Consider the following 24,431-nt stretch of genomic DNA (forward strand, 5'->3'; position numbering starts at 1 on the left):
CCCCAATTCTTACATCACCCCGAGGTGGTGCCGTTTACTTGGCTTTCTTCTTGTACATCGCCAGCATGCGCTGGGTGACCAGGAAGCCGCCGAAGATGTTCACGCAGGCGAAGATCAGCGCGACGAAGCCGAAGCCGCGGGCCCAGCCCGAGCCGCTCGACACCATGCCGACGCCGACCGCGAGCAGCGCGCCGACCACAATCACCGACGAGATCGCGTTGGTCACGCTCATCAGCGGCGTGTGCAGCGCGGGGGTCACCGACCACACCACGAAATAGCCGACGAACACGGCGAGGACGAAAATCGACAGCCGGAACACGAAGGGATCAACGGCCTGCGCGAGATGCTCCATGGCTTGTCTCCTTACTTCGGCTGGAAGTTGGGATGGATGACGGCGCCGTCCTTGGTCAGCGCGGTGGCCTTCACCAGCTCGTCGTCCCAATTGACCGCGAGCTCCTTCTTGGCCTTGTCGACCATCGTCTCGATGAACGAGAACAGGTTGCGCGCATACAGGCTGGAGGCCGAGGCGGCGACGCGGCCGGCGACATTGGTGTACCCGACGATCTTGATGCCGTCGGTCTCGACCACCTCGCCGGGCTTGGCACCCTCGACATTGCCGCCGCGCTCGACCGCGAGGTCGACCAGCACCGAGCCGGGCTTCATCGATTTCACCATCTCGCCCGACACCAGTTTCGGCGCCGGACGGCCCGGGATCAGCGCGGTGGTGATCACGATGTCCTGCTTCTTGATGTGCTCGGCGGTGAGCGCGGCCTGCTTGGCCTGGTACTCTTTCGACATTTCCTTGGCGTAGCCGCCCGCGGTCTGCGCGTTCTTGAACTCCTCGTCCTCGACCGCGAGGAATTTCGCACCGAGGCTCTCCACCTGCTCCTTGGTGGCGGGCCGCACGTCTGTCGCGGTGACGACGGCGCCCAGTCGCCGCGCGGTCGCGATCGCCTGCAGGCCGGCGACGCCGACGCCCATCACGAACACCTTGGCGGCCGGAACGGTGCCGGCGGCGGTCATCATCATCGGGAAGGCGCGGCCGAACGCCTCGGCGCCCTCGATCACCGCGCGGTAGCCGGCGAGGTTGGCCTGCGACGACAGCACGTCCATCACCTGGGCGCGGGTGATGCGCGGCATCAATTCCATCGCAAACGCCGAGACGCCGGCATCGGCCATCGCCTTCAGCGCGGCCTCGTTGCCGTAGGGGTCCATGATCGCGATCACCAGTGCGCCGCGCTTGTATTTGGAGAGTTCGGAGGCTTCGGGCCGCTTCACCTTGATGACGATGTCGGCGTCCTTGAGCGCGTCGGCCGAGACGGTGGCGCCGGCTGCGGTCAGCTCCGAATCGGGCAGGCCCGACTTGACGCCCGCGCCGGGCTCGACGGCCACGTCGGCGCCGATCGCCTTGAACTTCTTGATCGTATCGGGCGAAACCGCAACCCGCGGCTCGGACGGATCGATTTCCTTGGCAACGGCAATCTTCATGGGCCCTCCCCCGGCGGCGCAAGCGCCGCACGCGTCTTCAAACTAGCGTTATTTTCGCCAGATTGGATACCCGGTATTTGCAGCCGGGCTCGATCAGAAATTCCGGCACCGCAGCAGGACGGCGACACCGTCAGCCGGTCAGGGATCAGACCAGGAAATAGGCCATCAAAGCGAGGAGGATGGCGACGCTGATGGTGCCCCATTTGACCAGCGTGAGAAACCCTTCATAGGTCTGCTCATGCGCCACGTAATCGTTGCCGTCGGCGGTCGTGTAGGCCACTTCGCTATGGTCTGCCATCGCTATCCCCAGTCAGAAATTCGCGTTCCGCGAGCCATTACCGCAAACGGGTTGGCAGGGCAACGGCGCGGTCCCGATCGGGTGATGGGAAGCGCAACTTGTCCCCGCTCCGGGTCGTGCTGCGACGGTCCGCCGCTCGCGCGCGGGCAGGATTGATCCCCGAAACGACGTTGTCATGGAATGATCATACCGCCCGGCGCAAAAAATGCAGGGCCTTCCCGCCCGGCCCGGCCGACCGTACGGCGGAACGCCGATGGGCCTCAGCCCATCGCCTCCAGCTCGTCGATCATGCCGGCGATCACGGACAGGCCGCCGTCCCAGAATGTCGGGTCCTTGGCGTCGAGCCCGAACGGCCGCAGCAGCTCGGAATAGTGTTTGGTGCCGCCGGCGGCGAGCATGTCGAGATAGCGCTCGGCGAAGCCCTCGGAGGCGTGCTCGTAGACCGCATAGAGCGAGTTCACCAGGCAGTCGCCGAACGCATAGGCGTAGACATAGAACGGCGAGTGGATGAAGTGCGGGATGTACATCCAGAACGTCTCGTAGCCCGGCTTGATCTCGATCGCGGGCCCGAGGCTCTCGCCCTGCACGCTGAGCCAGAGCTGGCCGATCCGCTCGGCGGTGAGCTCGCCATTCTTGCGCTCGGTATGCACCGCGCGCTCGAACGAATAGAACGCGATCTGCCGCACCACGGTGTTGATCATGTCCTCGACCTTGCCCGCGAGCAGCGCCTGGCGCTGCTTGGCGTTTTTGGTCTGCGACAGCAGCCGCTTGAAGGTCAGCATCTCGCCGAACACGCTGGCGGTCTCCGCGAGCGTCAGCGGCGTCGGCGCCATCAGCGCGCCGTTCTTCGCCGCCAGCACCTGATGCACGCCATGGCCGAGCTCATGCGCCAGCGTCATCACGTCGCGCGGCTTGCCCTGGTAGTTCATCAGCACATAGGGATGCGCCGACGGCGTGGTCGGATGCGAGAACGCGCCGGGCGCCTTGCCGGGACGGACCGGCGCATCGATCCAGCGATCGTCGAAAAAGCGCTCGGCGATCGCGGCCATCTTCGGCGAGAAGCCGTTATAGGCCGACAGCACCATGTTGCGCGCCTCCGGCCAGGCAATCGTGCCGGTCGCCGCGAACGGCAACGGCGCGTTGCGATCCCAATGCGGCAGCTTCTTCTTTTTGAACCAGCCGGCCTTCAGCGCGTAATAGCGATGCGACAGCTTCGGATAGGCCGCGCGCACCGAAGCCACCAGCGCATCGACCACCTCGCGCTCGACGCGGTTGTTGAGATGGCGGGAATCCGCGACGTCCTGGAAGCCGCGCCAGCGGTCGGAGATTTCCTTGTCCTTGGCCAGCGTGTTGGTGATCAGCGCGAAGGTGCGCTCATTGTCCTTGAAGGTCTTGGAAAGCGCCTGCGCCGCCGCCTTGCGCTTGTCGCCCGCCTTGTCCTGCAGCAGGTTCAGCGTCGGCTCGATCGCGAGCTCCTTGCCCGCGACCTTGAAGCGCAGGCCGGAGATGGTCTGGTCGAATAGCCGGTTCCAGGCCGCGTAGCCGCTCTGCGCCTTCTCGTGGAAGAGTTGCTCGACGCGATCCTCGAGCTGGTACGGCTTGTCCTTGCGCAGATCCTCGATCCACGGCCGGTAATGCCCGAGCGCCGGCTCGGCCATCGCTCGCTCGATCACGTCATCGTCAACCCGGTTGAGCTCGAGCGAGAAGAACAGGAGATGCACCGAGGCGGCGGTCAGCCGCTCGGAAATATCGCCATAGAATTTCGAAATCGCGGGATCGACGCTGTCGCCGGCATGGATCAGGCCGGCATAGGAGCCGAGACGGCCGGCCAGGTCGTCGATCGCCTCATAGCGCCGGATCGCCTCGGCGAGCCACTTTCCGCCGCCTTCCTTACCGGTATTTTCGGCCAGTTTGCCCTTGTAGTCGGTCTCAAACGCGACGCAATCTGCATCCATTTTCTGCAGGTCGCGCGCGACCTCCGGTGCGTCGATGCCGGCGTAGAGATCTGCCAGATTCCATTCCGGAAGCTTGCCGGTCTTGCTGGCCGCCTTTTTCGCCACCGGGCCGGCCGCGGTCGATTTGCGTTGCGCCGACGACTTGCGCAGCGCGGCCTCCTTGCGGAGAGCGGCCTTGCTGGAAGCGGATTTGGAGGAGGCAGTCTTGGAGCGCGAGGTCATCTTGTTCGTAACCTTGGTTCAGTCGGAAAGATGTCGGCGGCGGCGGAATGAAAGCGGGTTTGCAACGTTTAAGAGTGCGTTAATCGGCATCGGCGACAGTGCCCCGATTCGAGACAAATAATCGTAGCGTGCGGGGAAAACCATGGCTGCCACCATTTTGATCGCCGATGACGACGCAGTACAGCGTCGTTTGGTTGAAAACATGGTGCAGAAGTGCGGCTATGAGCCCCTCGTCGTGGACAGTGGCGACGCGGCGATAGCGGCCCTGACCGCATCCGAGACGCAGGCGATTGACGCCGTCGTGCTCGACCTCGTGATGCCGGGCCTCGACGGACTTGGAGTCCTCGCAAAGATTCGTGAAGCTGGTTTGACCGTCCCGGTCATCGTCCAGACCGCGCATGGCGGCATCGACAATGTGGTGTCGGCAATGCGCGCCGGTGCCCAGGATTTCGTCGTCAAGCCGGTCGGCTTCGAGCGGCTGCAGGTCTCGCTGCGCAACGCCCTCAATGCCTCGGCGCTGAAGGGCGAATTGCAGCGCATCCGCCATAGCCGCGAGGGCCGGCTGACCTTCTCCGACATCATCACCCGCAGCGAGGCGATGGCAGGCGTACTGCGCACCGCGCAGAAGGCCGCATCCTCGACGATTCCCGTGCTGATCGAGGGCGAGTCCGGCGTCGGCAAGGAACTGTTCGCGCGCGCCATCCACGGCAGCAGCGAGCGCAAGGCCAAGCCGTTCGTCGCGGTGAACTGCGGCGCGATCCCCGACAATCTCGTCGAATCGATCCTGTTCGGCCACGAGAAGGGCGCCTTCACCGGCGCCACCGAACGCCATCAGGGCAAGTTCGTCGAGGCCCATGGCGGCACGCTGTTCCTCGACGAGGTCGGCGAATTGCCGCTGGCGACGCAGGTGAAACTGCTGCGCGCGCTGCAGGAAGGGACCGTCGAGGCGGTCGGCGGCCGCAAGCCGGTCAAGGTCGATGTCCGCATCATCTCGGCGACCAACCGCAGGCTGCTCGATCTCGTGAAGGCCGGCCAGTTCCGCGAGGACCTGTTCTATCGCCTGCACGTGCTGCCGCTGACCATCCCGGCGCTGCGGCAGCGGCGGGAGGACATTCCGCATCTGCTGCGGCATTTCCTGGCGCGGTTCTGCGCCGAGGAGAACCGCAACATCACCGGCATCAGCGGAGATGCGATGGCCCATCTGTCCCAGCTCGACTGGCCGGGCAATATCCGTCAGCTCGAGAACACGGTGTATCGCGCCGTGGTGATGAGCGACGGCGACCAGCTCGCCCTCGCCGATTTCCCGCAAGGGTCCGCGCATCCGGCGCCGGACGGCAAATCGTTGCAGGCCGAGCCGCTGGTGGTGTCGCCGTCCACGGCGCCCGCCATGATATCTGGTAACGAGATACCGGCACCGACCGTCCTCCCCACCGCGGGCGGCTTGACGATGCTCAATGCCGCGGGCGAGGTGCGCCCGCTAGAAGATCTCGAGAACGAGATCATCCGCTTCGCGATTTCGCATTATCGCGGACAGATGTCGGAGGTCGCGCGCCGCCTCAAGATCGGCCGCTCGACGCTCTACCGCAAGCTCGACGAAGCCGCGGCCGGCACGCGCGCAAGCGACGCCGGCTAGACGCCGCTTCGGCCTTGGGGCCGACCCGACAATACCAGGGAACCTTTTGAACCGTGTCGTGGCGGTGACAGACAAAGGCTGTGCCGCGTGGCAAAAACGCACGGCCCGAGCGAAATCAGTTGCTTCGAGGTCAGTTTGTCGTGAGTTGCCCCGCATGGCGCTGGCTGCATAAGAGGGGCAAATGTATCGTCTGCGTTCGTTGCGTGCAGGCGTGCGAGTCGATCGAGAAGCCGGCGCTTTCGCGCAAGCTATGAAACAATACTGATTTGAACTGTTCCAGTTTGACCAGGGCAGTTCCACCCAGGGGGTGTGACAATGCGTGACTGTTCGAACAACCGTCGGGGATTTGACCGCGTATTGACGGCCGTCGCGGCAACCTTCCTCACGGTGTCCGCGACCTCGGCCTTCGCGCAGGACACGCCCCGCTCCAGCACCTCGGAACTCGCGATCGACGCCGCGATCCCCCGTCCCGAGCCCGCCAATGTCCCACCGCCCACCGCGAGCGATTTCAAGGCCGACACCACCGCCGCGCTGCCCGACGCCGCCAAACCGGCCGACGTGAAGCCCTCCGACGTGCAGGCCACCGAGGCCAAGCCCGCCGATACAAAGCCAGCCGATACAAAGCCTGCCGATGCAAAGCCGGCGGAGTCGGCCACGGCGAAGGCCGTCGAACCGAAGCCCGCCGATGTCGCGACGAAGCCTGCTGACGCGACGAAGGCGGACGCACCGAAGGCCGACACCGCGGTCGCGCCATCTGCAACTCCGCCCGCGCCGGCCACCGCAACCGCGCCGTCCGCGAGCCCGGCGCCGGCAACGGCCACCGCGCCCGCCGCAGCTCCTGCGCCCGCGACGGCCGCAGCTCCGGCTGCCGAGCCCGCGAAGGCCGCGAGCAATGTCGCCTCCGAAGATCAGCCGGTCGCCGATAGGCTGCGCGAGCAACTCGCCAGCAAGACGCTGCGGACCTTCGACCGCAAGAACGAGCGCGCCGCTGCCGAGAAGTTCTATTCGGCGCGCGACTACGCGCCCGTGTTCACCAAGGCCGGCAAGCTCACCGACACCGGCAAGGGCGTCATCGCCCGCCTGAAGGATGCCGCCGCCGACGGCCTCGATGCATCAGACTATCCGGTGCCGGATTTCGCCGCGGCGACCACGCCGGACGCGCTGGCGGATGCCGAGCTGAAGCTTGCCGCCAGCATGCTGGACTATGCGCGCCAGGCGCAGAGCGGTCGCATGCACTGGTCGCAGGTGTCGGCCGACATCCTGTATCCGGAGCATCCGACCGATCCGGCGGAAGTGTTCGCGAACGTGACCTCCGCCAAGGACGCCTCGGCCGCGCTCGACGGCTACAACCCGCCGCAGAAGCTCTACAAGGAGCTGAAGAAGAAGCTCGCCGAGCTGCGCGGCCAGGGCGACGGCCCTGTTATCACGATCGCCGACGGCCCGACGTTGAAATACGTGCCGGCGCGCAAGAAGCAGGCCGCGGTCGAGATGGACGATCCGCGGGTGCCGGACCTGCGCAACAAGCTCGGCATCACCGAGGATGCCAACAGCACCAAGTATGATGCGACGGTTGCGCGCGCCGTCGAGAAATTCCAGAGCAGCGTCGACCTCAAGCCGACTGGTGTGCTCGACGAGCGCACGGTCAAGGCGCTGAACAATCCCAAGCGCGATCGCCAGATCGATACCGTGCTCGTCAACATGGAACGCTGGCGCTGGCTGCCGCGCCAACTCGGCGCGGCCAGTGTCGGCAACGCCTATGTGATCCTCAACATCCCCGACTACACGCTGAAGGTGATGCAGAACGGCGCGCAGGTCTGGACCACGCGTGTCGTCACCGGCAAGCCCGGCCAGCATGCCACGCCGCTTTTGACCGAGACGATGAAATACATCACGGTCAACCCGACCTGGAACGTGCCGCCGTCGATCATCTACAACGAGTATCTGCCGGCCTTGCAGCAGGATCCGACGGTGTTGCAGCGTATGGGCCTCAAGCTCGAGCGCAACCGCGACGGCTCGATCCATATCTCGCAGCCGCCCGGTGAAGCCAACGCGCTCGGCCGCATCCGCTTCAACTTCCCGAACAAGTTCCTGGTCTATCAGCACGACACGCCGGACAAGTATTTGTTCGCGAAGGAAGAGCGCGCCTACAGCCACGGCTGCATGCGCGTGCAGAATCCGGATCAGTACGCGTCCGTGCTGCTCAACATCACCGAGCCGAACCAGCATTACACGCCGGAGCGGATCCGCAGCATGTACGGCTCGACCGAAGTCGATCTGAAATTCCCGACGCCGATCCCGGTCAACATCACCTACCAGACCGCGTTCGTCGATGATGCCGGCAAGCTGCAAATCCGCAGGGACATCTACGGCCGCGACGCCACCATGCTCTCGCTGCTCAAGAACAGCCGCGGCAAGGATCTCGAAACGGTGGTGGCGCACGCCCAGCCGAGCTATTCGCGCCCGCCGAGCAGCAGCCTGCCCGCAGGCGTCAATGTCGCCGGCGACAACAGCGGCTTTGGTTCGTCCGGACCGAATTTCTTCGAGCGCCTGTTCGGAGGATTCGGACAGCCGGAGCCGCAGCCGGCCCGCCGCGGCCAGGCCCAGCAGCAGCGCCGGGTGATCACCCGCTGATCTGCCTCTTCGCCCGATTGGCCTAAATTTTGAAGCAAAATCAACGATCTCGCCCAAAAAGCGAGATCGTTTACGTTAACCATTTCCGGTGCCCGCCGGGGAGCAGGGCTATCTTTTGCCACACTCCCCCAGTTAGTTAAGCCTAACTTGGGGGCGGGTCGGTAAACCTCGGTTAACCCTCCCGCTTTAAGAAAGCGTTCACCGTCTTCCGCAGGGGGTCTGCGAAGATGCCGACCGAACGCTCGTCGACTGGGTGGGCTCATAGTGCTGGCTGTTTTCGCACGCCGCTACAATCCGCTATCGCTGCCTAAGGCCGGGTACCAAGTCGGCCTGACCGCGCTGTTGCTGTTGGCGGGCGCCGGATCCGTGCACGATGCGACGGCCCTGAACCAGACCCGCACCCTCTCGTTCCACCACACCCACTCCAACGAAGACCTCACCATCACCTTCAAGCGCGACGGCCGTTACGACGAAGCCGCGCTGAAGCAGCTCAATCATTTCCTGCGCGACTGGCGCTCCCAGGACGAGACGGTGATGGACCGTCACCTCTTCGATATCCTCTGGGAGGTCTACAACGACGTCGGCGGCAAGCAGCCGATCCAGATCGTCTCCGCCTATCGCGCCCCCGCCACCAATGCCATGCTCCGGCGCCGCTCCTCAGGCGTTGCGCGCCACAGCCAGCACATGCTGGGGCATGCGATGGACTTCTTCATTCCGGGCGTTCCGCTGGAGCAGATCCGCTACGCCGGCCTGCGCCTGCAGCGCGGCGGCGTCGGCTTCTATCCGACCTCCGGCTCGCCGTTCGTGCATCTCGACACCGGCGGCATTCGCCACTGGCCGCGCATGACCCACGATCAGCTGGTCAAGGTGTTCCCTGACGGCCGCACCGTCCATATCCCGACCGACGGCACGCCGCTGAAGGGCTATGAACTCGCCAAGGCCGACATTGAGCGCCGCGGCAATGGCGACGATGCGGCCACAATCAGCAAGCCGACCCTGTTCGCGAAGCTGTTCGGCGCGGGCAAGTCGGGCGACGATGAAGACGAGGGCGGGGCTGCCGTGAACGACAAGCCCACCGCCAATACCGTGGTTGCCGCCGCAGCACCCGCCAAACCTGCCGACACCAAATCCGCCGATCCGATTCCGCTGCCGCGCGCCAAGCCGCAGCAGTTCGCCGCCGCGATCCAGCTCGCCGCCGCCGACGCGCAGATCGTCCCGATGCCGAAGGCCAAGCCGGCCGTGCAGGTGGTTCAGACCGCCGAGAACACCGCGCCGCAATCGCCCGCCGATATCATCAATGCCCGCGGCTTCTGGGGTGACGATGCCGCGCCGAAACAGGCGTCGGACGCGCAGATCGCCGCACTGAAGGCTCGTGAAGCGGTTGGCGGCACTGCCGATCCGCAGACCACCGCCAGCGCGAGCGAGAACTTCAACAAGGCGCTGGCCTATGCGCCGGCTGTGTCCTCGCCGGTGGATCGCGCCAACATCGTCGCGGCAACGGCGCCGATCCCGCGCAATGTGCGCCCGACCCGCAACGCGGCGGCGCCGGCCACCGAAATCAACACCGTCGTTGCCAAGGGCACACCGGGCGTGATCACCACGTCGGCGCGCATCTCGGCCGCCAAGGGCAACGACATCTGGATGCGCGTCGTGATGCTGGCGCCGAGCGCCAGCACCGGCATGCTGACCACGGTGCTCGGCGACACCGACATGAGCGCGATGCGGACTCACTTCGTGAAGCCGCAGGCCTCCGTCACCATGACTTTCTCGGAAGATCCGATGATGGGCATGACCTGCGACCGGTTCTCGGGCTCGGCCACCGCGCTCCTGACGACCCAGTCCTTCGTGCTGCGCACCGCCTCGCTGCGCTGACTTTTCCGGAAACGCCCTTGATCAAGCCGGTCAGGCCGGCAGCCCTGCCTTGAGCAGGCCGGCCTCGTAGCGCGCCCGGTCGGGCTCGCGTTTGTAGTGCTGGGTTGAAAGATGCGCGGCGACCGAGAAAGTCGGCTCGCGCTTCAGCACCTCGGCGGCATGCGCCGAGGCCGCAACCGAATTGCCCATCTGCGCGAGGGTCGCCGCCAGGAAGGCGTGGTGGGTGTGATCGGGCCGCGTGATCCGCGAGAACGCCTCGGCGGCGTCGGCGTACTTCTCGGCGCAATAGCAGGCCCGGCCGAGATGGCTCCAGAACCGCTCCGGATGGAACGGATTGAGCCGCATCGCCCGCTTGATCCAGTCGATGCCCTCCTCCGGCCGCCCGAGCCAGGTCAGCAACTCGCCCTGCTGCACGACGACGAGGTCGTAGTTCGGATTGAGCGCGAGCGCGCGCTCCTGATGGAACGTTGCCTTGTCATGGTCGTCGCGGTTGAGGTTCAGCGCGGCGAGGATCCGGTGCACGTCGCTGTCATTGTCATCGAGCTTGAGCGGCGATCTCGAGCTCGCCGGCCACCTGCGCGAAGGTCGCGTCGCGGTCTTCGCACCAATTGTAGACCCAGGTCTGCCCGAGCACGCAGGCGCGCCAGGCGTGGGCGTGGGCATAGTTGGGATCGAGCACGATGGCGCGCTCCAGCAACCGCTGCGCCTCCATATTGTCGTCCCGGGCCGAGCGGTGATGCAGCACCTTGGCGGCGAGCACGCACTCATAGGCGGCCATGTTGTCGGTCGGCTTGCGCTTGACGCGGTCATGCGCGGCGGCCTCGACCCGCCCCGGCAAGATCGCCACGATCGCGCGTGTCATCTCGTCCTGGATCGCGAAGATATCGGCAAGCTCGCGGTCATAGCGCTCGGCCCAGACGTGCCGGTCGGCCTCGGCATCGATCAGCTGCACCGTGACCCGGATCCGGCCGCCGGCCTTGCGCACGCTGCCCTCCAGCACGTAGTCGACCGCGAATTCCTTCGCGACGTCCTGCACCTTCACGGCCTTGCCCTTGTACACGAAGGTCGAGTTGCGCGAGATCACCAGCAGATCGTGGAAGCGGGACAGCTCGGTGATGATGTCCTCGGTAAGACCGTCGGCGAAGAACTCCTGCTCGGGATCGCCGCTCATGTTGGCGAGCGGCAGCACCGCGATCGAAGGCTTCTTGGCGACGACGGAGGTCGCTGTTGCGCTCTTCACCGGCTCGAAAGCGCTGCCGGGCTCCGTTCCGAGGTGGATGCGGAAGACCCGGATCGGGCGCGCAATGTTCTTGACGGTCTGATCGCCGAGATCCTCGAAGCTGAGGTCTTCGAGGCGATCGCCGACCTGATCGCGGACCGCGCCGGAAATGCAGATGCCGCCGGGTTCGGCCAACGTCTCCAGGCGGGAGGCGACATTGACGCCGTCGCCGAAGATATCGGCGCCGTCGACGATCACATCGCCGAGATTGATGCCGATGCGAAACTGCATCCACCGCGGCGGCGCGACATCGGCGTTGCGCTTGGCCATCCGGCGCTGCACCTCGGCCGCGCACAGCACCGCGTCGACGACGCTGTGGAATTCGACCAGCAAGCCGTCGCCCGTGGTCTTGATGATGCGGCCGCGATTTTTGGAAATGGCCGGATCGATCAGCTCGATCCGATGGGTCTTCAGACGCGCAAGGGTGCCCGTCTCGTCAGCCTCCATGAGGCGGCTAAAGCCGACCATGTCGGCGGCGAGGACCGCAGCGAGCCGGCGCTCTGGTCCTGGCACGTCCATGTCAACGATCTGCCTGGGTACCTCGCGCGCAGTCTAGCAAATCCCGCGATGTCACCCAAGCCTCGACAGCGGCCCGGAAGGGGTAGCTTGGGCCGCCTGCCGGCCTCAGAGCATCCCGAGCGCCTGCATATAGGTCTCCAGGATGGTTTCCTGCTCCTGGCGCTCATTGGCATCCTGCTTGCGCAGGCGCACGATGGTGCGCAGCGCCTTGACGTCGAAGCCGTTGCCCTTGGCCTCCGCATAGACGTCGCGGATGTCGTCCGAGATGGTCTTCTTTTCTTCTTCCAGCCGCTCGATGCGCTCGATGATGGACCTGAGCTGGTCCTTGGCAAAACGCGTTGCGGGCTCGTCCTGAACGGCGGCAGATGCGGTGGCCATCGCGTACTCCTGAAATGGCATTTGAAAGGTCGCGCGAATACGCGCCACGCGCACCGCTTGCTGCGGGCGACCCTCGATTTTGGCGCGCGTTCCGTCAAGGAAACATCGCGCTCATCCACAGCGCGCCCACAGGAGATGCGGGCGACCACGGAACAATTGTCATTGCGGGGCGATGCGGCAGCATCGAACCCTCAGGTGCGCAGTTGCGCACCGAGAATCTCGAGATTCCGGGTCTGGTGCTAGCGCACCATCCCGGAACGACACCGTCGGCTAATGCCCGCCTTGGGCCTTCTTCATCGTCGCAAGCTGCTCCGGTGTGGCGCTGCCCTGATATCTGGCCTTCCATTCCTCGTAGGGCATGCCGTAGACCGCCTCGCGGCTCTCGTCCTTGCTCACCGCAACACCCTTGGCGTCGGCCTCTTCCTTCATCCAATTGGACAGGCAATTGCGGCAGAAGCCGGCCAAGTTCATCAGGTCGATGTTCTGCACATCGGTCCGGTTGCGCAGATGATCGACGAGCCGCCGGAACACCGCGGCCTCTAGTTCTGTTCTGGTTTTGTCGTCAATGCTCATGATCGTGATCCCGGTGAATGGCGTTCACCATATTGATATCAGGTGGGAATTGTCACAGATTTTGCCATATCCGCGCGCAATACGGGCCTGTCAGGCCATACTTGCCACGGTCCCCCAGCGTGGGAGACGGGCGCCCGCCCGTTGACAGTGCCTGCCGGGCACGCGAAATCGTCAATGATTTGATATAGCCTCGCCGCATGAGCCCAATAGATTCTCTCGCCTCAGCTCCCCGCGCCATCCGACTGACGCTCGCCGGCCTCCTGCCGGTGCTGACGCTCGTCGCGGCATGCCTGTGGACGAGCCCGGCCGCGGCCGATTTCCGGCTCTGCAACAATACCTCGAGCCGGGTCGGGATCGCGCTCGGCTACAAGGACGCCGAGGGCTGGACCACCGAAGGCTGGTGGAACGTGTCGTCGCGGACCTGCGAGACCCTGCTGCGCGGCAACCTTGTCGCGCGCTACTACTACATCTACGCTCTTGACTACGATCGCGGCGGCGAATGGTCCGGCCAGGCCTTCATGTGCTCGCGCGACAAGGAATTCACCATCAAGGGTACCGAGAATTGCCTAGCCCGCGGTTTTGACCGCACCGGCTTCTTCGAGGTCGACACCGGCGAGCAGCGTGCATGGACCGTCCAACTGACCGAAGCCAACGAACAACAGCCGCAGAAAGTACCGGGAATGCCGGGCGGCGTGGCCCCGGGAAGCCCCGGCGCGATGCCGGGCCTGCCCAACCCGCCGCCGGGCGCAGCGCCTCCGGGCGCGTCTGGTCTGCCGCCAGCCGCAACGCCCGGAAACAAACCATGAGACGACTGCGCCGAATCAAGATCCTCGCAACGCTCGGCCCGGCCTCCTCAGACAGCGCGATGATCCGCAAGCTGTTCGAGGCGGGCGCCGACGTGTTCCGCATCAACATGAGCCATACCCCGCATGACAAGATGCGGGAGCTGGTCAAGACCATCCGCAATGTCGAATCGAGCTACGGCCGGCCGATCGGCATCCTGGTCGACCTGCAGGGCCCGAAGCTGCGGCTCGGCGCCTTCGCCGAGGGCTCGACCCAGCTCAAGAACGGCCAGAGCTTCACTCTGGATTCCGACAAGACGCCCGGCGACAACAGCCGCGTCCAGCTTCCGCATCCGGAGATCCTCGCGGCGCTGCGGCCCGGCCACGCGCTGCTGCTCGACGACGGCAAGGTGCGGCTGATCGCCGAGGAGACCTCGCCCGACCGCGCGGTGACGCGCGTGGTGATCGGCGGCAAGATGTCGGACCGCAAGGGCGTCAGCCTGCCCGACACCGACCTGCCGGTCTCGGCGATGACCCCGAAGGACCGCGCCGATCTCGAAGCCGCGCTGCCCGAGGGGATCGACTGGGTTGCGCTGTCCTTTGTGCAGCGGGCCGAGGACGTGCTCGAGGCCAAGAAGATGATCCGCGGCCGCGCCGCCGTGATGGCCAAGATCGAGAAGCCGCAGGCGATCGACCGCCTCGCCGACATCATCGAAGCATCGGATGCGCTGATGGTGGCGCGCGGCGATCTCGGCGTCGAGCTGCCGCTGGAGCGGGTGCCGAGCCTGCAGAAGCAGATGACCAGAATGGCGCGCCGCGCCGGCAAGCCGGTGGTGGTCGCGACCCAGATGCTGGAGTCGATGATCCAGGCCCCGGTGCCGACCCGTGCCGAAGTCTCCGACGTCGCCACCGCCGTGTACGAAGGCGCCGATGCCATTATGCTGTCGGCGGAATCCGCTGCCGGCAAATTCCCCGTGGAAGCGGTCTCGACCATGAATCGCATCGGCGAGGAAGTGGAGCGCGACCCGACCTATCGCGGCGTGCTCAACGCGCAGCGCGCCGATCCGGAGCCGACGGTGGGCGACGCCATCGCCGATGCCGCGCGGCAGATCGCCGAGACGCTGGACCTGTCGGCGATCATCTGCTGGACGTCGTCGGGTTCGACCGCGATCCGGGTGGCGCGCGAGCGCCCGAAGGTGCCGGTGGTCGCGATCACGCCGAACCTCGTCACCGGTCGCAAGCTGGCCGTCGTGTGGGGCGTGCATTGCGTGGTCGCCGAGGACGCGCACGATCTCGACGACATGGTCGACCGCGCCGGCTCGATTGCCTTCCGCGACGGCTTCGCCAGGGCCGGCCAGCGCGTCATCATCGTCGCCGGCGTGCCGCTGCGCGCGCCCGGCACCACCAACATGCTGCGCATCGCCTCGGTCGGCCCGAACGGCGACGCGCAGGCCTGACGATCAGGCCATCCGGCTCAGGCGATCAGCCCTGCAACGACGCGTCGAGCGTGATCTTGGTGTTGAGCAATTTCGACACCGGGCATCCGGCCTTGGCCTTGCCCGCCAGTTCCTGGAACGCGGCATTGTCGGCGCCCGGGATCTTCGCCGACAGCGTCAGGTGCACCGCGGTGATCGCAAAGCCGTCGGCGACCTTCTCCAGCGTCACGTCGGCCTTGGTCTCCATGTGTTCGGCGGTGAGCTTGGCTTCGCCGAGGATCAGCGACAGCGCCATCGTGAAGCAGGCGGCATGCGCCGCGCCGATCAGCTCTTCGGGATTTGAGCCAGGCTTGCCCTCGAAGCGGCTGGCAAAGCCATAGGGATAATCCGCAAGCGCGCCGCTCTTGGTCGAGATCGCGCCCTTGCCATCCTTGATGCCGCCCTGCCATTTGGCCGAGCCATGGGTCGTCGTCATGTTGTAGCTCCCTGAGATGGGTTGAACCCAGCCCGCAAAGCTACAACGCCAATGCGACGGAAGCGTTCGCCGCGCGCTCGACCGCTAAGCGCCGACCAGCGCCTTTGCTGGCGTAGTCGCCTGCACCACGAGGCCGCGGGCACGCGCGTCCATCACGCCGACCGCGCGCAATGCGAGCAGCGTCACGGTCTGCACCGCATCGCGCAGCTTGATCGGGTCGTCGAGATTGCTTGGTGCCAGCGGGCCGACCAGCGCCTCATGCAGCGCGCCGAGCAAGGCGGTGGCGGCAAGCGCGGTATCCTGCGCCGGCAGATGACCGGCGCGCACGGCGGCATCGATGCGGCTGGCAAGCTCGCCGGAGATGTCGCGGCGGCTGGCAAGGCGCGAGGCGGTGACGTCGACATCGACAGGCTCGGCCAGGATGCCCCAGGCGAGCTTGCGCTGCGACAGCACGTGGACGGCAATCGTCGTCACCGCGGCGGCCAGCGCCGACGACGGCCCCGGCGCGGCATCGGCGGCGCGCCGGATCGCCGTCAATTCGTCGCGCGAGACTTCCGTGATCAGTTCCGAGATCAGCTCGGCCTTGGACGGGAAGTAGCGATAGACGGTGCCAGCCGCGACATTGGCCCGCACCGCGACCGGTGCGATCTGGACCGCCGCCATGCCGCCCGCCGCCGCCGCGTCACGCGCAGCCGACAGGATGGCGCTGCGTCGGGCAGCCAGCCGTTTCACAACCTGATGAGTTCGCCGATAGACCATGGCGTTCCGTCCCCCATCGTGCGTCCCGGCCGGCGCCCACCGGCAGAACACACGCGACTTCAATGTTTTGTACGATTGATCCCGCAATCGCCTGAAGAAGTGAACAACTATTCAGGCCGAATGACAAGCTGGAATTGTAAGGAATTTGCGACGCCCCTGTTCCACCTCCGATTGAGCCAGGGCGCCGAGGCCCGAGCAAGCGCCGGTCGGCCGGGGCCGGACGACAGGTTTGCGATGGTGAATCGCCAGCTAACCAGATCGCTCGACGTCGAGCCGTCCGGTCTCGCGGCGGCCCCGCGATATCGCGGCCGCATTTACCCGAATTTATCGGAAGCCGTGGTCGAGTGCGCGCGAAGCGTCACACGTGGCGTTGATATCTCCGGCCGAAACCAGAAAGCGCATGTCACTCTCCATCACCAGCAGCGTGACCAGCCGCACTGCGACGCGCGGATTGCTGCCGCTCTGCGCTGCAGTGGGCGCCTATCTGTTCTATCTCTCGGCCGGCGAGATCCAGCTGCGCGACACCGACACGATGTGGCAGATCAAGGTCGGTCAGTGGATCCTCGACCACGGCGCGATGCCGACGTCGGACGTGTTTTCATTCACCCGTTTCGGCGAGCCGTGGATTTCGAGCTCGTGGCTGTCGCAGGTGGCCTACGCCCTCGTGTATGGCGGCGATTGGGCCGGGCCGGTGATCCTGACCTCGATCGCGATCGGCGTGACAGTCGCGGTCTTCCTGCATCTGCTGAGCCCGTATTTCGATCCGGCGCGCGCATTGCTGATCGCGGCGCTGGCGCTATTGTTGTCGACGATCCATTTCCTGGCGCGGCCGCACATGCTGGCGCTGCCGGTATTGCTGGCGTTTATCGGCGGCCTGCTCGTGGCCGCAGATCGCCGCACCTTCCCGTCATGGTGGCTGCTGCCGCTAATGACGCTGTGGGCCAATCTGCACGGCGGCTTCGTTCTCGGCCTGGCGCTGATCGGACCGATCGGACTGGAGGCTATCTGGAATGCGGAGCCGAGCCGCCGCCGTCAGCTCATCATGCGATGGGCACTGTTCGGCGTCGCAGCGCTCGCCGCAAGCTGTGTGACGCCCTATGGCTGGAACAGCGTGCTGGGCGCAACCAAGATCCTCAGCCTCGGCAAGCTGCTGACGCTGATCGGCGAATGGAAGCCCGCGGATTTCAGCAAGCCCAGCTTCTTCGAGGCCACGCTGCTCGGCCTGATCGGCCTGATCTGCTATCGCAGGCTGACGCTGTCGGTGCCCCGGATCCTGCTGCTGCTCGGACTGATCTGGATGGCGCTGAGCCATGTCCGCAACATCGAGGTGTTCGCGTTCATCGCGCCATTGGTGCTCGCCAAGCCGATATCAGAACAATGGGGAACGGCAGGCGCTCCCACCTCCCGCTTCGAGGAAACCCGCTCCCTCCCAATCGTCATGATCCTGGCTGCGGTCGCGATGGTGATCGGCGCGTGGGTGACGACGACGATGTTCGTCGCGCAGCATCAGTTCAAGTTCCTGCCGATGTTCTCGCCGGTCGCCGCGGTCGACGTGCTGCAGCAGCACAAGGCAGAGCGCGTGTTCAGCACCGCGCCGTTCGGCGGCTACATGGTGAGCCGCGACATGAAGGTGTTCATCGACGGCCGCGCCGAGCTCTATGGCGAGCAATTCGTGCTCGACTATTACGATGCGCTCGATGCCCGCGACGTCGGGCGGCTGCTGGCCCTGCTCGACAAATACCGCATCGACGCTACGCTGCTGAGCGCGGACTCGCCGGCCGGCAACGCGCTGGATCACCTCAAGGGCTGGAAGCAGCTCTACAAGGATGACGTTGCCGTCATCCATGTGCGATTGGATGAGAGGGCGGGCGCCGCGCCGACGGCTGAGGGGTCGAAGTAGGCCATCCTATTCCGCGCAAGAATCGCAGCTCCACTCGTCCCGTCATCCTGAGGTGCGAGCGGAGCGAGCCTCGAAGGATGTATCGGCCACCAGTCGGGCCGTCGATCCTTCGAGACGGCGCTTCGCGCCTCCTCAGGATGACGGATTAAGGCGCGGAACGCGCACCCAAGGTGCCATCGATCTCGACCTAATTCCCCGTCTGCAACTCGCCGAACCGGTCCCAGGTCTTGCCGTTGAAGCGCATCAGCTGCATCTGGTCGACCGGCACGTGGTCGGACGGCGAGGTATTGACCCTGATGCCCGGCAGCAGCATCGGCAGCTCCAGCTGCTTGATCGCGAACGCCTGCCGCAGGATGTTCTCGGTCGAGAGATCGTCGCCGCAGGCCTTCAGCACGGCCTCCAGCGCCATCGCGCTGTTGTAGGCGTTGACGTAGTTGGTGTCGTGCTGATCGCCGTCGGGCAAATATCTGGTCATGAAGTCGCGCCAGCCCTTCATGCCGGGATCGTTCTTCCAGGCCGGATCGTCCGGATCCTTCACATAGGCCGTCGAGATGATGCCGGTGCCGGCTTCCAAACCGGCCGGCTGCATCACGGTCGAAATCCACACCGCGGTGTTGGACAGGAAGGTCATCGGCCGCCAGCCGATCTCATAGGCCTTGCGGATCGACTGCGCCGCGAATTTCGGCGTCGCCGCGATCACGAAGACGTCGGCATTGGTCGCCTTCAGCTTGACGATCTGCGAGTCGATAGTCGGGTCCGCTATCTCGTAGGTCGCAACGGTGACGACGGAATCATATTTCTCGCCGAGCACGTCCTTGAGGCCCGCGAGATAGTCGCGGCCGTAATCGTCGTTCTGCGAGATCACGGCAAATTTCGCGTTCGGATTCTTCGCCAGCGCATAGCGCGCGTAGAGCCGCGCCTCGTAGCGGAACGGCGCCTGCACGCCCATGATCGCCTGCGGGAATTGCGCGATGTCGCCGAATTTCGAGGCGCCGGAGGCCAGGAACAGTTGCGGGATGTTCTTGGCCTGCAGGTACTTTGCGATCGCGGTGTTGTGCGCGGTGCCGATCGAGGAGAAGATCAGCGCGACCTCGTCGCTCTCGACGAGACGGCGGGTCTGCTCCACCGTCTTCGGCGGCGCGTAGGAATCGTCGAGCGAGATGAAGTTGATCTTGCGCCCGTTAATGCCGCCGCGCTCGTTCAGCATCCTGAAATAGCCGGCCTCGCCCTTGCCGAGCGCACCGAACGCCGACACCGGCCCGCTATAGGGCATGGTCTGGCCGATCCTGATTTCGGTCGATGTGACGCCGCGCATCTCGGCGGCGAACGAAACGGCGGGCAACAGCAGGAACGAAATGGCGCCAAGCGCGCCGACTGCCTTGCGCATCGGCCTCCCCTCCCCTTTTTCTGCCGCGCGTCCAGGACGACGCGGCGATGCCGTTTGACGGCTTGGCGCGAGGATGCCACGACGCCGCAATCGAGGCCAAGCAGATTCACTGCGGCGATCTCAGCGCTTGCTGCGCTCCTTGACGGGGATCACGAATTTCAATCCCGACCACGTCGTATCGACGGCGCAGACCTTGATGTCTACCAGGCCGGACGCGAGCCCGGCCTCGCGCACGACCCTGTCGTCGAGATCGGTCGCGACGCCTGAGCTCTTCTTCGGCCATGACACCCAGATCATGCCGTCAGGCGCGATCGCCTTGCGGTAGCGCCGCAGCTTGGCGGCAAGCCCCTTGGCCCCGGCGGAGAACACATGCACGGCATCGAGCGGCGCCGCCGCGGTGTTCGCTATCGTCAGGCCAGCGGGCAGCTCGCCGACGATGTCGCGATAGGGCACGGACAAGCCGTCGACAAAAATACAAAAGCCCGGCTTGAGGCCGAGCTTTTGCACAATCGGTTTGCCGGAATAGCCGGCCATGGCTGGCGAGGCTTACGCCTGCGGCTGCGGCTCCAGGCCGGTGTCCGGATCGGGACGCGGGCGCGGCTTGCCGGCTGGCGGCACGGCGGAGGCGCGCGGCGTCGACGGCTCCAGCACCGACTCGCGGTTGGGCTTCTTGCCCTTCAAGAGGTCGATGATCTCGTCGCCGGTCAGCGTCTCGAACTCGAGCAGACCCTTGGCGAGGGCTTCGAGATCGTCGTGCTTCTCGGTCAGGATGCGGGTCGCTTCCTTGTAGCCCTCCTCGACCAGACGCTTGATCTCCGAGTCGATCTTCTGGACGGTGGCCTCGGACGCGTTCTGGGTGCGCGAGACCGACATGCCGAGGAACACCTCGTCCTGGTTTTCGCCGTAGGAGACGGTGCCGAGCTCTTCCGAAAGGCCCCAGCGTGTCACCATCATGCGGGCCAGGCGGGTCGCCTGCTCGATGTCGGAGGCGGCACCCGAGGTCACCTTCTCGCGGCCGAAGATCAGCTCCTCCGCGACGCGGCCACCCATCATGATGGCGAGGCGCGAGGTCATCTGCTCCAGCGACATCGACAGCTTGTCGCGCTCCGGCAGCTGCATCACCATGCCCAGCGCACGGCCGCGCGGGATGATGGTCGCCTTGTGGATCGGATCGGTGGCGACGACGTTGAGGCCGACGATGGCGTGGCCGCCCTCGTGATAGGCCGTCAGCAGCTTCTCTTCCTCGGTCATGACAAGCGACTTGCGCTCGGCACCCATCATCACCTTGTCCTTGGCCTCTTCGAACTCGGCCTGCGTCACCATCCGCTTGTTGCGGCGGGCGGCGGTCAGCGCAGCCTCGTTGACGAGGTTCATCAGGTCGGCGCCGGAGAAGCCCGGGGTGCCGCGCGCGATGGTCTTGAGGTTGATATCCGGCGCCAGCGGCACCTTGCGGACGTGCACCTTGAGGATCTGCTCGCGCCCGACGACGTCCGGATTCGGCACCACGACCTGACGGTCGAAGCGGCCGGGACGCAGCAGCGCGGGATCGAGCACGTCGGGACGGTTGGTCGCCGCGATCAGGATCACGCCTTCATTGGCCTCGAAGCCGTCCATCTCGACCAGCAGCTGGTTCAGCGTCTGCTCGCGCTCGTCATTGCCGCCGCCGAGACCGGCGCCGCGATGACGGCCGACCGCATCGATTTCGTCGATGAAGATGATGCAGGGCGCGTTCTTCTTGGCCTGCTCGAACATGTCGCGGACGCGGCTCGCGCCGACGCCGACGAACATTTCGACGAAGTCAGAACCGGAGATGGTGAAGAACGGCACATTGGCTTCGCCCGCCACCGCGCGCGCGATCAGCGTCTTGCCGGTGCCGGGAGGGCCGACCAGCAGCACGCCGCGCGGAATCCGTCCGCCGAGCCGCTGGAACTTGCCGGGGTCGCGGAGAAACTCGACGATCTCCTGCAAATCCTGCTTGGCCTCGTCGACGCCGGCGACGTCCTCGAAGGTGACGCGGCCATGCGCTTCGGTCAGCATCTTGGCGCGCGACTTGCCGAAGCCCATCGCCTTGCCGGCGCCGCCCTGCATCTGTCGCGACAGGAAGATCCAGACGCCGATCAGCGCGATGAACGGCAACCAGGAGACGAGAAGCGAGACGAACCACGGCACGTTGTCGCCGGGCGCCTTCGCGGAGATCTGCACCTTGGCGTCATAGAGCCGCTTCACGAGCGTCGGATCGCTCGGCGCGTAGGTCTGGAAGCTGGTGCCGTTATTGAACGTGCCGTGAATATCCGGCCCCTGAATCACGACGTCGCGGACATGGCCCTGATCGACTTCAGTCAGAAGCTGCGAAAACGAGATCTCCGAGGACGACGAGCGCTGGCCAGGATTCTGGAAAAGCGTGAACAACGCCAGCAGCAGCAGGACAATGATGACCCAGAGGGCGAAATTCCGCAGATTGGCGTTCATGGTCTTCCTTCGTGGTCGCGCGGATCGCGGCCTCTCTCTATCCTTGGGCAGGCTCTGTGGGAATCCCCAGGGAATCCATCCCGTGATGGCATACAATCTAGGTGCCGCAGGGGTCGATGCCAAGGGAACTGCGCACGACTATTTACCGCATCCTAGCCCGATTCCCGGTCAAAAAATGACGCAGAATCCGGTGTTTTTCCGGGGTGGTTAAGCCACCTTGCCGGATTATGACAGCGATTGAACCAATCGAACCGGGCCTAGCCGGAACGCCCCCGGCGGGGCGGCGCCGGGCTGATCCTGATGCGCCCGGAGGCGACGCTGACGACCGCTCCGGCAAGGGTCTGTTTCAGCCTGGATTCGCGTTGTCTCGAAGCCCGATCCAACGCCTCATCGACGGCCGCGAGCAGAGTTTCGACCTTGCCGAGTTCGGCCGGCCCCTCATGTCCGGTGCGGTCGATGGCGCGCTTCAGCAGGCGAAGACGGATTTCGTCGGGCATCACCGCGAACAGGGCAGCGTCGAAACCGGCACCAAGGTTATCCTCGCTTTTCAACGCAAGATAGCGCTCGGCGCCGTCGACCAGCACCTCCAACGCGGCATTGGCGCGCGCGATCCGCGCCGCAAGCCGTGCCAGGTTCCGCGCGTCACCGCCCTCCTCCGCCAGCAGCGGCATCAGCGCGCGCAGCCGCGGCCGCGTGAAGGACACATCGCGGTTGGTCGGATCGTCGGCAAAGCCGATCCGCGCCTTGTTCAGCGTTGCAATCAATTGCGCCTTGGAGACATCGAGCAGCGGCCGCGTCAGCACAATGCCGTCGCGCTCGGTCTCGCGCGCCATCGCCGCAAGGCCCGCGACACCGCTGCCGCGCAGCATCCGCATCAACAGCGTCTCGGCCTGGTCGTCACGGGTGTGCGCGGTCAGGATGTGCGTGGCGCCGTGCTTGCGCGCGGCCTGCGCGAGCAGGCGATAGCGCGCCGCGCGTGCTGCGGCGGGCACGCCGGTCGCGGGCTTCGGCCCGTTCCAGCGAAGCGTGTGATGCGGCAGGTCGAGGCTGCGCGCGAGGCGCTTGACGTCGCGCGCCTCGCGCGCCGCTTCCGGACGCAGGCCGTGATCGACCGTGACCGCCACCAGATTTGGTCCTCGCGCCAGCGCGCGACGCCAGCGCGCGACGAGCCACATCAGCGCGACTGAATCGGGACCGCCGGACACCGCGAGCACGATCGCCGGCGCCGACGCAAGGCCCGCGAACAGGCGCTTGGCGTCCTTGGCCCGGATGGCGGTTTGGTCGTCAGGCATCGCAAGACCAGCATTCGCGGAAAGGCCGGAAGCGGCCTTCCCTTGCCGGTTTAGCACTTCACGCGCTTCTGCTCGCGGTCAACCGCAGCCTTGACCCCGCCGGAGGCGCGCGGATACTTCCGCGTGATCTCGCCGAACGCGGCGCAGGCGGCTTCCTTTTCCTTCAGCGCGGCCAGCGACTGGCCGAGCCGCAGCAGGGCGTCGGGGGCCTTCGCGGACTTGTCGTATTTGGTGGTCACGCCGAGGAAGGTTTCCGCCGCGTCGCGATACTGCTGACGCTGGAAATAGCTTTCGCCGAGCCAGTATTGCGAGTCCGCCACCAAGGGATCGCTCGGATATTTCTGGGCGAAGTTCTTCATGGTCTCTTCGGCGAGCGCATAGTCCTTGCGCTGCATGTAGCCGATGCCGAGGTCGAACTCGTCTTTCGACGTCGCCGACGGCGGCAATGTGGTCAGCGCTGCGCTCGCGCCGGGGGCGCGCTGCGGGCTGGTGTTGCCGAGTTCGAGCGGCTCGCCCGCCCCGCGGCCGCCGGGCGCACCGACCGCCGCATCGCCTGGCATCGGCATCTGGCCGCCACCGAGGGCGCGCGGCGCACCCGGGGCGTTCGGATTCAGGTTCGGGTCGAAGGCGTCGCCGCGACCGCGGCGGCCCGGAGAAGCCGACGGCGCCGCCTCCTGCACGATCGGCGCAGGCGCGGCGATCTGCTGCTGGTCATAGCCGCCCTGGGGCTGCCGGCCATAGCCCGGCTGCGGCTGGCCGTAGCCGGGCTGAGCTTGCGGATAGGCCTGCGGCTGCTGCGCCGGCGGCACCGCCGCGACGTTGGGTTGGGCTGCCGGAGCCTGGCCGGGAGCGCCGGGCGGCTGGCCGCCAAGCTGACGCAGCCGCTCCTCGAGCTGGCGGTTGCGGTATTGTAGCTCCTCGTTCTGGCCGGTCAGCTGTCGCAGCTGATTTTCGAGCCGCTCGATCCGCATCTCCGCATCGGAATCGTCTGATTGGGCAAACACCGGTGCGGAAACGGCGAACAGCGCCGCGATCGCCGCGGCGGAAGAAAGGAAATGAAGCCTGGATGACATTTTGCCCTGA

General features: G+C 65.7%; 19 protein-coding genes and 1 pseudogene. 6 read left to right on the forward strand and 14 right to left on the reverse strand.

The features are described 5' to 3' along the window. Positions 1 to 34: 34 nt before the first annotated feature. The 4 genes from ACVW17_RS02520 to ACVW17_RS02535 all read right to left on the reverse strand — a co-directional run bounded on the left by ACVW17_RS02520 (position 35) and on the right by ACVW17_RS02535 (position 3,963). Complete coding sequence (locus ACVW17_RS02520; RefSeq protein ID WP_016841609.1) at positions 35 to 352, reverse strand: proton-translocating transhydrogenase family protein; 318 nt, start codon at positions 350 to 352, stop codon at positions 35 to 37. Positions 353 to 363: 11 nt separating this feature from the next. Further along, positions 364 to 1,488: a Re/Si-specific NAD(P)(+) transhydrogenase subunit alpha gene (locus ACVW17_RS02525; RefSeq protein WP_456750312.1), complete on the reverse strand. Its 1,125-nt coding sequence runs from the start codon at positions 1,486 to 1,488 to the stop codon at positions 364 to 366. A 145-nt stretch (positions 1,489 to 1,633) separates the two neighbouring features. Beyond that, positions 1,634 to 1,786 (reverse strand): aa3-type cytochrome c oxidase subunit IV, encoded by a 153-nt coding sequence (locus ACVW17_RS02530; RefSeq protein WP_456750313.1) that lies wholly within the window; start codon positions 1,784 to 1,786, stop codon positions 1,634 to 1,636. Positions 1,787 to 2,046: 260 nt separating this feature from the next. Further along, entirely contained in the window at positions 2,047 to 3,963 is a 1,917-nt protein-coding gene (locus ACVW17_RS02535; protein ID WP_456750314.1) for a M3 family oligoendopeptidase, read from the reverse strand. A 142-nt stretch (positions 3,964 to 4,105) separates the two neighbouring features. Here ACVW17_RS02535 and ACVW17_RS02540 point away from each other — a divergent pair, with 142 nt between their 5' ends. From ACVW17_RS02540 to ACVW17_RS02550, 3 genes are all read left to right on the forward strand, one after another. Then, a complete protein-coding gene (locus ACVW17_RS02540) occupies positions 4,106 to 5,596 on the forward strand; it encodes a sigma-54-dependent transcriptional regulator (protein WP_456750315.1) in 1,491 nt (496 codons plus the stop codon). Positions 5,597 to 5,911: 315 nt separating this feature from the next. After that, positions 5,912 to 8,227 carry a L,D-transpeptidase scaffold domain-containing protein gene (locus ACVW17_RS02545; protein WP_456796753.1) on the forward strand — a complete coding sequence of 772 codons (2,316 nt, stop codon included), beginning with the start codon at positions 5,912 to 5,914 and terminating at the stop codon, positions 8,225 to 8,227. A 264-nt stretch (positions 8,228 to 8,491) separates the two neighbouring features. Beyond that, positions 8,492 to 10,099: a DUF882 domain-containing protein gene (locus tag ACVW17_RS02550; protein ID WP_456750317.1), complete on the forward strand. Its 1,608-nt coding sequence runs from the start codon at positions 8,492 to 8,494 to the stop codon at positions 10,097 to 10,099. A 30-nt stretch (positions 10,100 to 10,129) separates the two neighbouring features. Here the strand turns inward: ACVW17_RS02550 and ACVW17_RS02555 are convergent. The 3 genes and pseudogenes from ACVW17_RS02555 to ACVW17_RS02565 form a co-directional block, all read right to left on the reverse strand. Then, a pseudogene (locus ACVW17_RS02555) lies at positions 10,130 to 11,897 on the reverse strand (adenylate/guanylate cyclase domain-containing protein). A gap of 105 nt (positions 11,898 to 12,002) precedes the next feature. Then, the gene (locus ACVW17_RS02560; RefSeq protein WP_212016808.1) at positions 12,003 to 12,275 is read right to left on the reverse strand and encodes a DUF2312 domain-containing protein; all 273 of its coding nucleotides are present in this window, start codon (positions 12,273 to 12,275) and stop codon (positions 12,003 to 12,005) included. Between the two features lie 270 nt (positions 12,276 to 12,545). After that, positions 12,546 to 12,848, reverse strand: a complete 303-nt coding sequence (locus tag ACVW17_RS02565; protein ID WP_456750319.1) for a DUF1244 domain-containing protein — start codon at positions 12,846 to 12,848, stop codon at positions 12,546 to 12,548. 197 nt (positions 12,849 to 13,045) lie between these two features. Between ACVW17_RS02565 and ACVW17_RS02570 the strand changes: the two genes are divergently transcribed. Together ACVW17_RS02570 and pyk are read left to right on the forward strand one after the other, a co-directional pair. After that, positions 13,046 to 13,654 (forward strand): DUF1036 domain-containing protein, encoded by a 609-nt coding sequence (locus tag ACVW17_RS02570; RefSeq protein ID WP_456750320.1) that lies wholly within the window; start codon positions 13,046 to 13,048, stop codon positions 13,652 to 13,654. Continuing rightward, positions 13,651 to 15,087, forward strand: coding sequence for a pyruvate kinase (pyk, locus tag ACVW17_RS02575; protein WP_456750321.1), 1,437 nt, complete (start codon positions 13,651 to 13,653; stop codon positions 15,085 to 15,087). Before ACVW17_RS02570 ends, pyk begins: the two co-directional genes overlap by 4 nt. Before the next feature lie 25 nt (positions 15,088 to 15,112). On the opposite strand, the gene ACVW17_RS02580 is transcribed toward pyk, so the two are convergent. After that, positions 15,113 to 15,541, reverse strand: a complete 429-nt coding sequence (locus ACVW17_RS02580) for an OsmC family protein (protein WP_128971061.1) — start codon at positions 15,539 to 15,541, stop codon at positions 15,113 to 15,115. Between the two features lie 84 nt (positions 15,542 to 15,625). Then, on the reverse strand, positions 15,626 to 16,300 hold the full coding sequence (locus ACVW17_RS02585) for a TetR/AcrR family transcriptional regulator (RefSeq protein ID WP_456750322.1): 675 nt from the start codon (positions 16,298 to 16,300) through the stop codon (positions 15,626 to 15,628). A gap of 400 nt (positions 16,301 to 16,700) precedes the next feature. Here ACVW17_RS02585 and ACVW17_RS02590 point away from each other — a divergent pair, with 400 nt between their 5' ends. Then, a complete protein-coding gene (locus ACVW17_RS02590; protein WP_456750323.1) occupies positions 16,701 to 18,200 on the forward strand; it encodes a hypothetical protein in 1,500 nt (499 codons plus the stop codon). A gap of 187 nt (positions 18,201 to 18,387) precedes the next feature. Here ACVW17_RS02590 and ACVW17_RS02595 read toward each other — a convergent pair whose 3' ends face one another. From ACVW17_RS02595 to ybgF, 5 genes are all read right to left on the reverse strand, one after another. Further along, on the reverse strand, positions 18,388 to 19,587 hold the full coding sequence (locus ACVW17_RS02595; protein WP_456750324.1) for an ABC transporter substrate-binding protein: 1,200 nt from the start codon (positions 19,585 to 19,587) through the stop codon (positions 18,388 to 18,390). 120 nt (positions 19,588 to 19,707) lie between these two features. Next, positions 19,708 to 20,121 carry a DUF3052 domain-containing protein gene (locus ACVW17_RS02600; protein WP_456796754.1) on the reverse strand — a complete coding sequence of 138 codons (414 nt, stop codon included), beginning with the start codon at positions 20,119 to 20,121 and terminating at the stop codon, positions 19,708 to 19,710. A gap of 12 nt (positions 20,122 to 20,133) precedes the next feature. Continuing rightward, positions 20,134 to 22,056 carry an ATP-dependent zinc metalloprotease FtsH gene (gene ftsH / locus ACVW17_RS02605; RefSeq protein WP_456750326.1) on the reverse strand — a complete coding sequence of 641 codons (1,923 nt, stop codon included), beginning with the start codon at positions 22,054 to 22,056 and terminating at the stop codon, positions 20,134 to 20,136. 257 nt (positions 22,057 to 22,313) lie between these two features. Beyond that, the gene (gene tilS, locus ACVW17_RS02610) at positions 22,314 to 23,348 is read right to left on the reverse strand and encodes a tRNA lysidine(34) synthetase TilS (protein ID WP_456796755.1); all 1,035 of its coding nucleotides are present in this window, start codon (positions 23,346 to 23,348) and stop codon (positions 22,314 to 22,316) included. A gap of 50 nt (positions 23,349 to 23,398) precedes the next feature. Further along, positions 23,399 to 24,421, reverse strand: a complete 1,023-nt coding sequence (gene ybgF, locus ACVW17_RS02615) for a tol-pal system protein YbgF (RefSeq protein WP_456796756.1) — start codon at positions 24,419 to 24,421, stop codon at positions 23,399 to 23,401. Between the last annotated feature and the right edge of the window lie 10 nt (positions 24,422 to 24,431).

Source organism: Bradyrhizobium sp. USDA 4473 (assembly GCF_054063335.1).

Excerpts from the sequence above, each read along its gene's own strand:
- ACVW17_RS02585 (WP_456750322.1), bottom strand. The coding sequence starts at position 16,300 with ATGGTCTATCGGCGAACTCATCAGGTTGTGAAACGGCTGGCTGCCCGA.
- ACVW17_RS02590 (WP_456750323.1), top strand. The coding sequence starts at position 16,701 with ATGTCACTCTCCATCACCAGCAGCGTGACCAGCCGCACTGCGACGCGC.
- ACVW17_RS02525 (WP_456750312.1), bottom strand. The coding sequence starts at position 1,488 with ATGAAGATTGCCGTTGCCAAGGAAATCGATCCGTCCGAGCCGCGGGTT.
- tilS (WP_456796755.1), bottom strand. The coding sequence starts at position 23,348 with ATGCCTGACGACCAAACCGCCATCCGGGCCAAGGACGCCAAGCGCCTG.
- ftsH (WP_456750326.1), bottom strand. The coding sequence starts at position 22,056 with ATGAACGCCAATCTGCGGAATTTCGCCCTCTGGGTCATCATTGTCCTG.
- ACVW17_RS02595 (WP_456750324.1), bottom strand. The coding sequence starts at position 19,587 with ATGCGCAAGGCAGTCGGCGCGCTTGGCGCCATTTCGTTCCTGCTGTTG.
- ybgF (WP_456796756.1), bottom strand. The coding sequence starts at position 24,421 with ATGTCATCCAGGCTTCATTTCCTTTCTTCCGCCGCGGCGATCGCGGCG.
- ACVW17_RS02600 (WP_456796754.1), bottom strand. The coding sequence starts at position 20,121 with ATGGCCGGCTATTCCGGCAAACCGATTGTGCAAAAGCTCGGCCTCAAG.
- ACVW17_RS02540 (WP_456750315.1), top strand. The coding sequence starts at position 4,106 with ATGGCTGCCACCATTTTGATCGCCGATGACGACGCAGTACAGCGTCGT.
- ACVW17_RS02530 (WP_456750313.1), bottom strand. The coding sequence starts at position 1,786 with ATGGCAGACCATAGCGAAGTGGCCTACACGACCGCCGACGGCAACGAT.
- ACVW17_RS02545 (WP_456796753.1), top strand. The coding sequence starts at position 5,912 with ATGCGTGACTGTTCGAACAACCGTCGGGGATTTGACCGCGTATTGACG.
- ACVW17_RS02560 (WP_212016808.1), bottom strand. The coding sequence starts at position 12,275 with ATGGCCACCGCATCTGCCGCCGTTCAGGACGAGCCCGCAACGCGTTTT.
- ACVW17_RS02535 (WP_456750314.1), bottom strand. The coding sequence starts at position 3,963 with ATGACCTCGCGCTCCAAGACTGCCTCCTCCAAATCCGCTTCCAGCAAG.
- ACVW17_RS02580 (WP_128971061.1), bottom strand. The coding sequence starts at position 15,541 with ATGACGACGACCCATGGCTCGGCCAAATGGCAGGGCGGCATCAAGGAT.
- ACVW17_RS02570 (WP_456750320.1), top strand. The coding sequence starts at position 13,046 with ATGAGCCCAATAGATTCTCTCGCCTCAGCTCCCCGCGCCATCCGACTG.
- ACVW17_RS02565 (WP_456750319.1), bottom strand. The coding sequence starts at position 12,848 with ATGAGCATTGACGACAAAACCAGAACAGAACTAGAGGCCGCGGTGTTC.
- pyk (WP_456750321.1), top strand. The coding sequence starts at position 13,651 with ATGAGACGACTGCGCCGAATCAAGATCCTCGCAACGCTCGGCCCGGCC.
- ACVW17_RS02520 (WP_016841609.1), bottom strand. The coding sequence starts at position 352 with ATGGAGCATCTCGCGCAGGCCGTTGATCCCTTCGTGTTCCGGCTGTCG.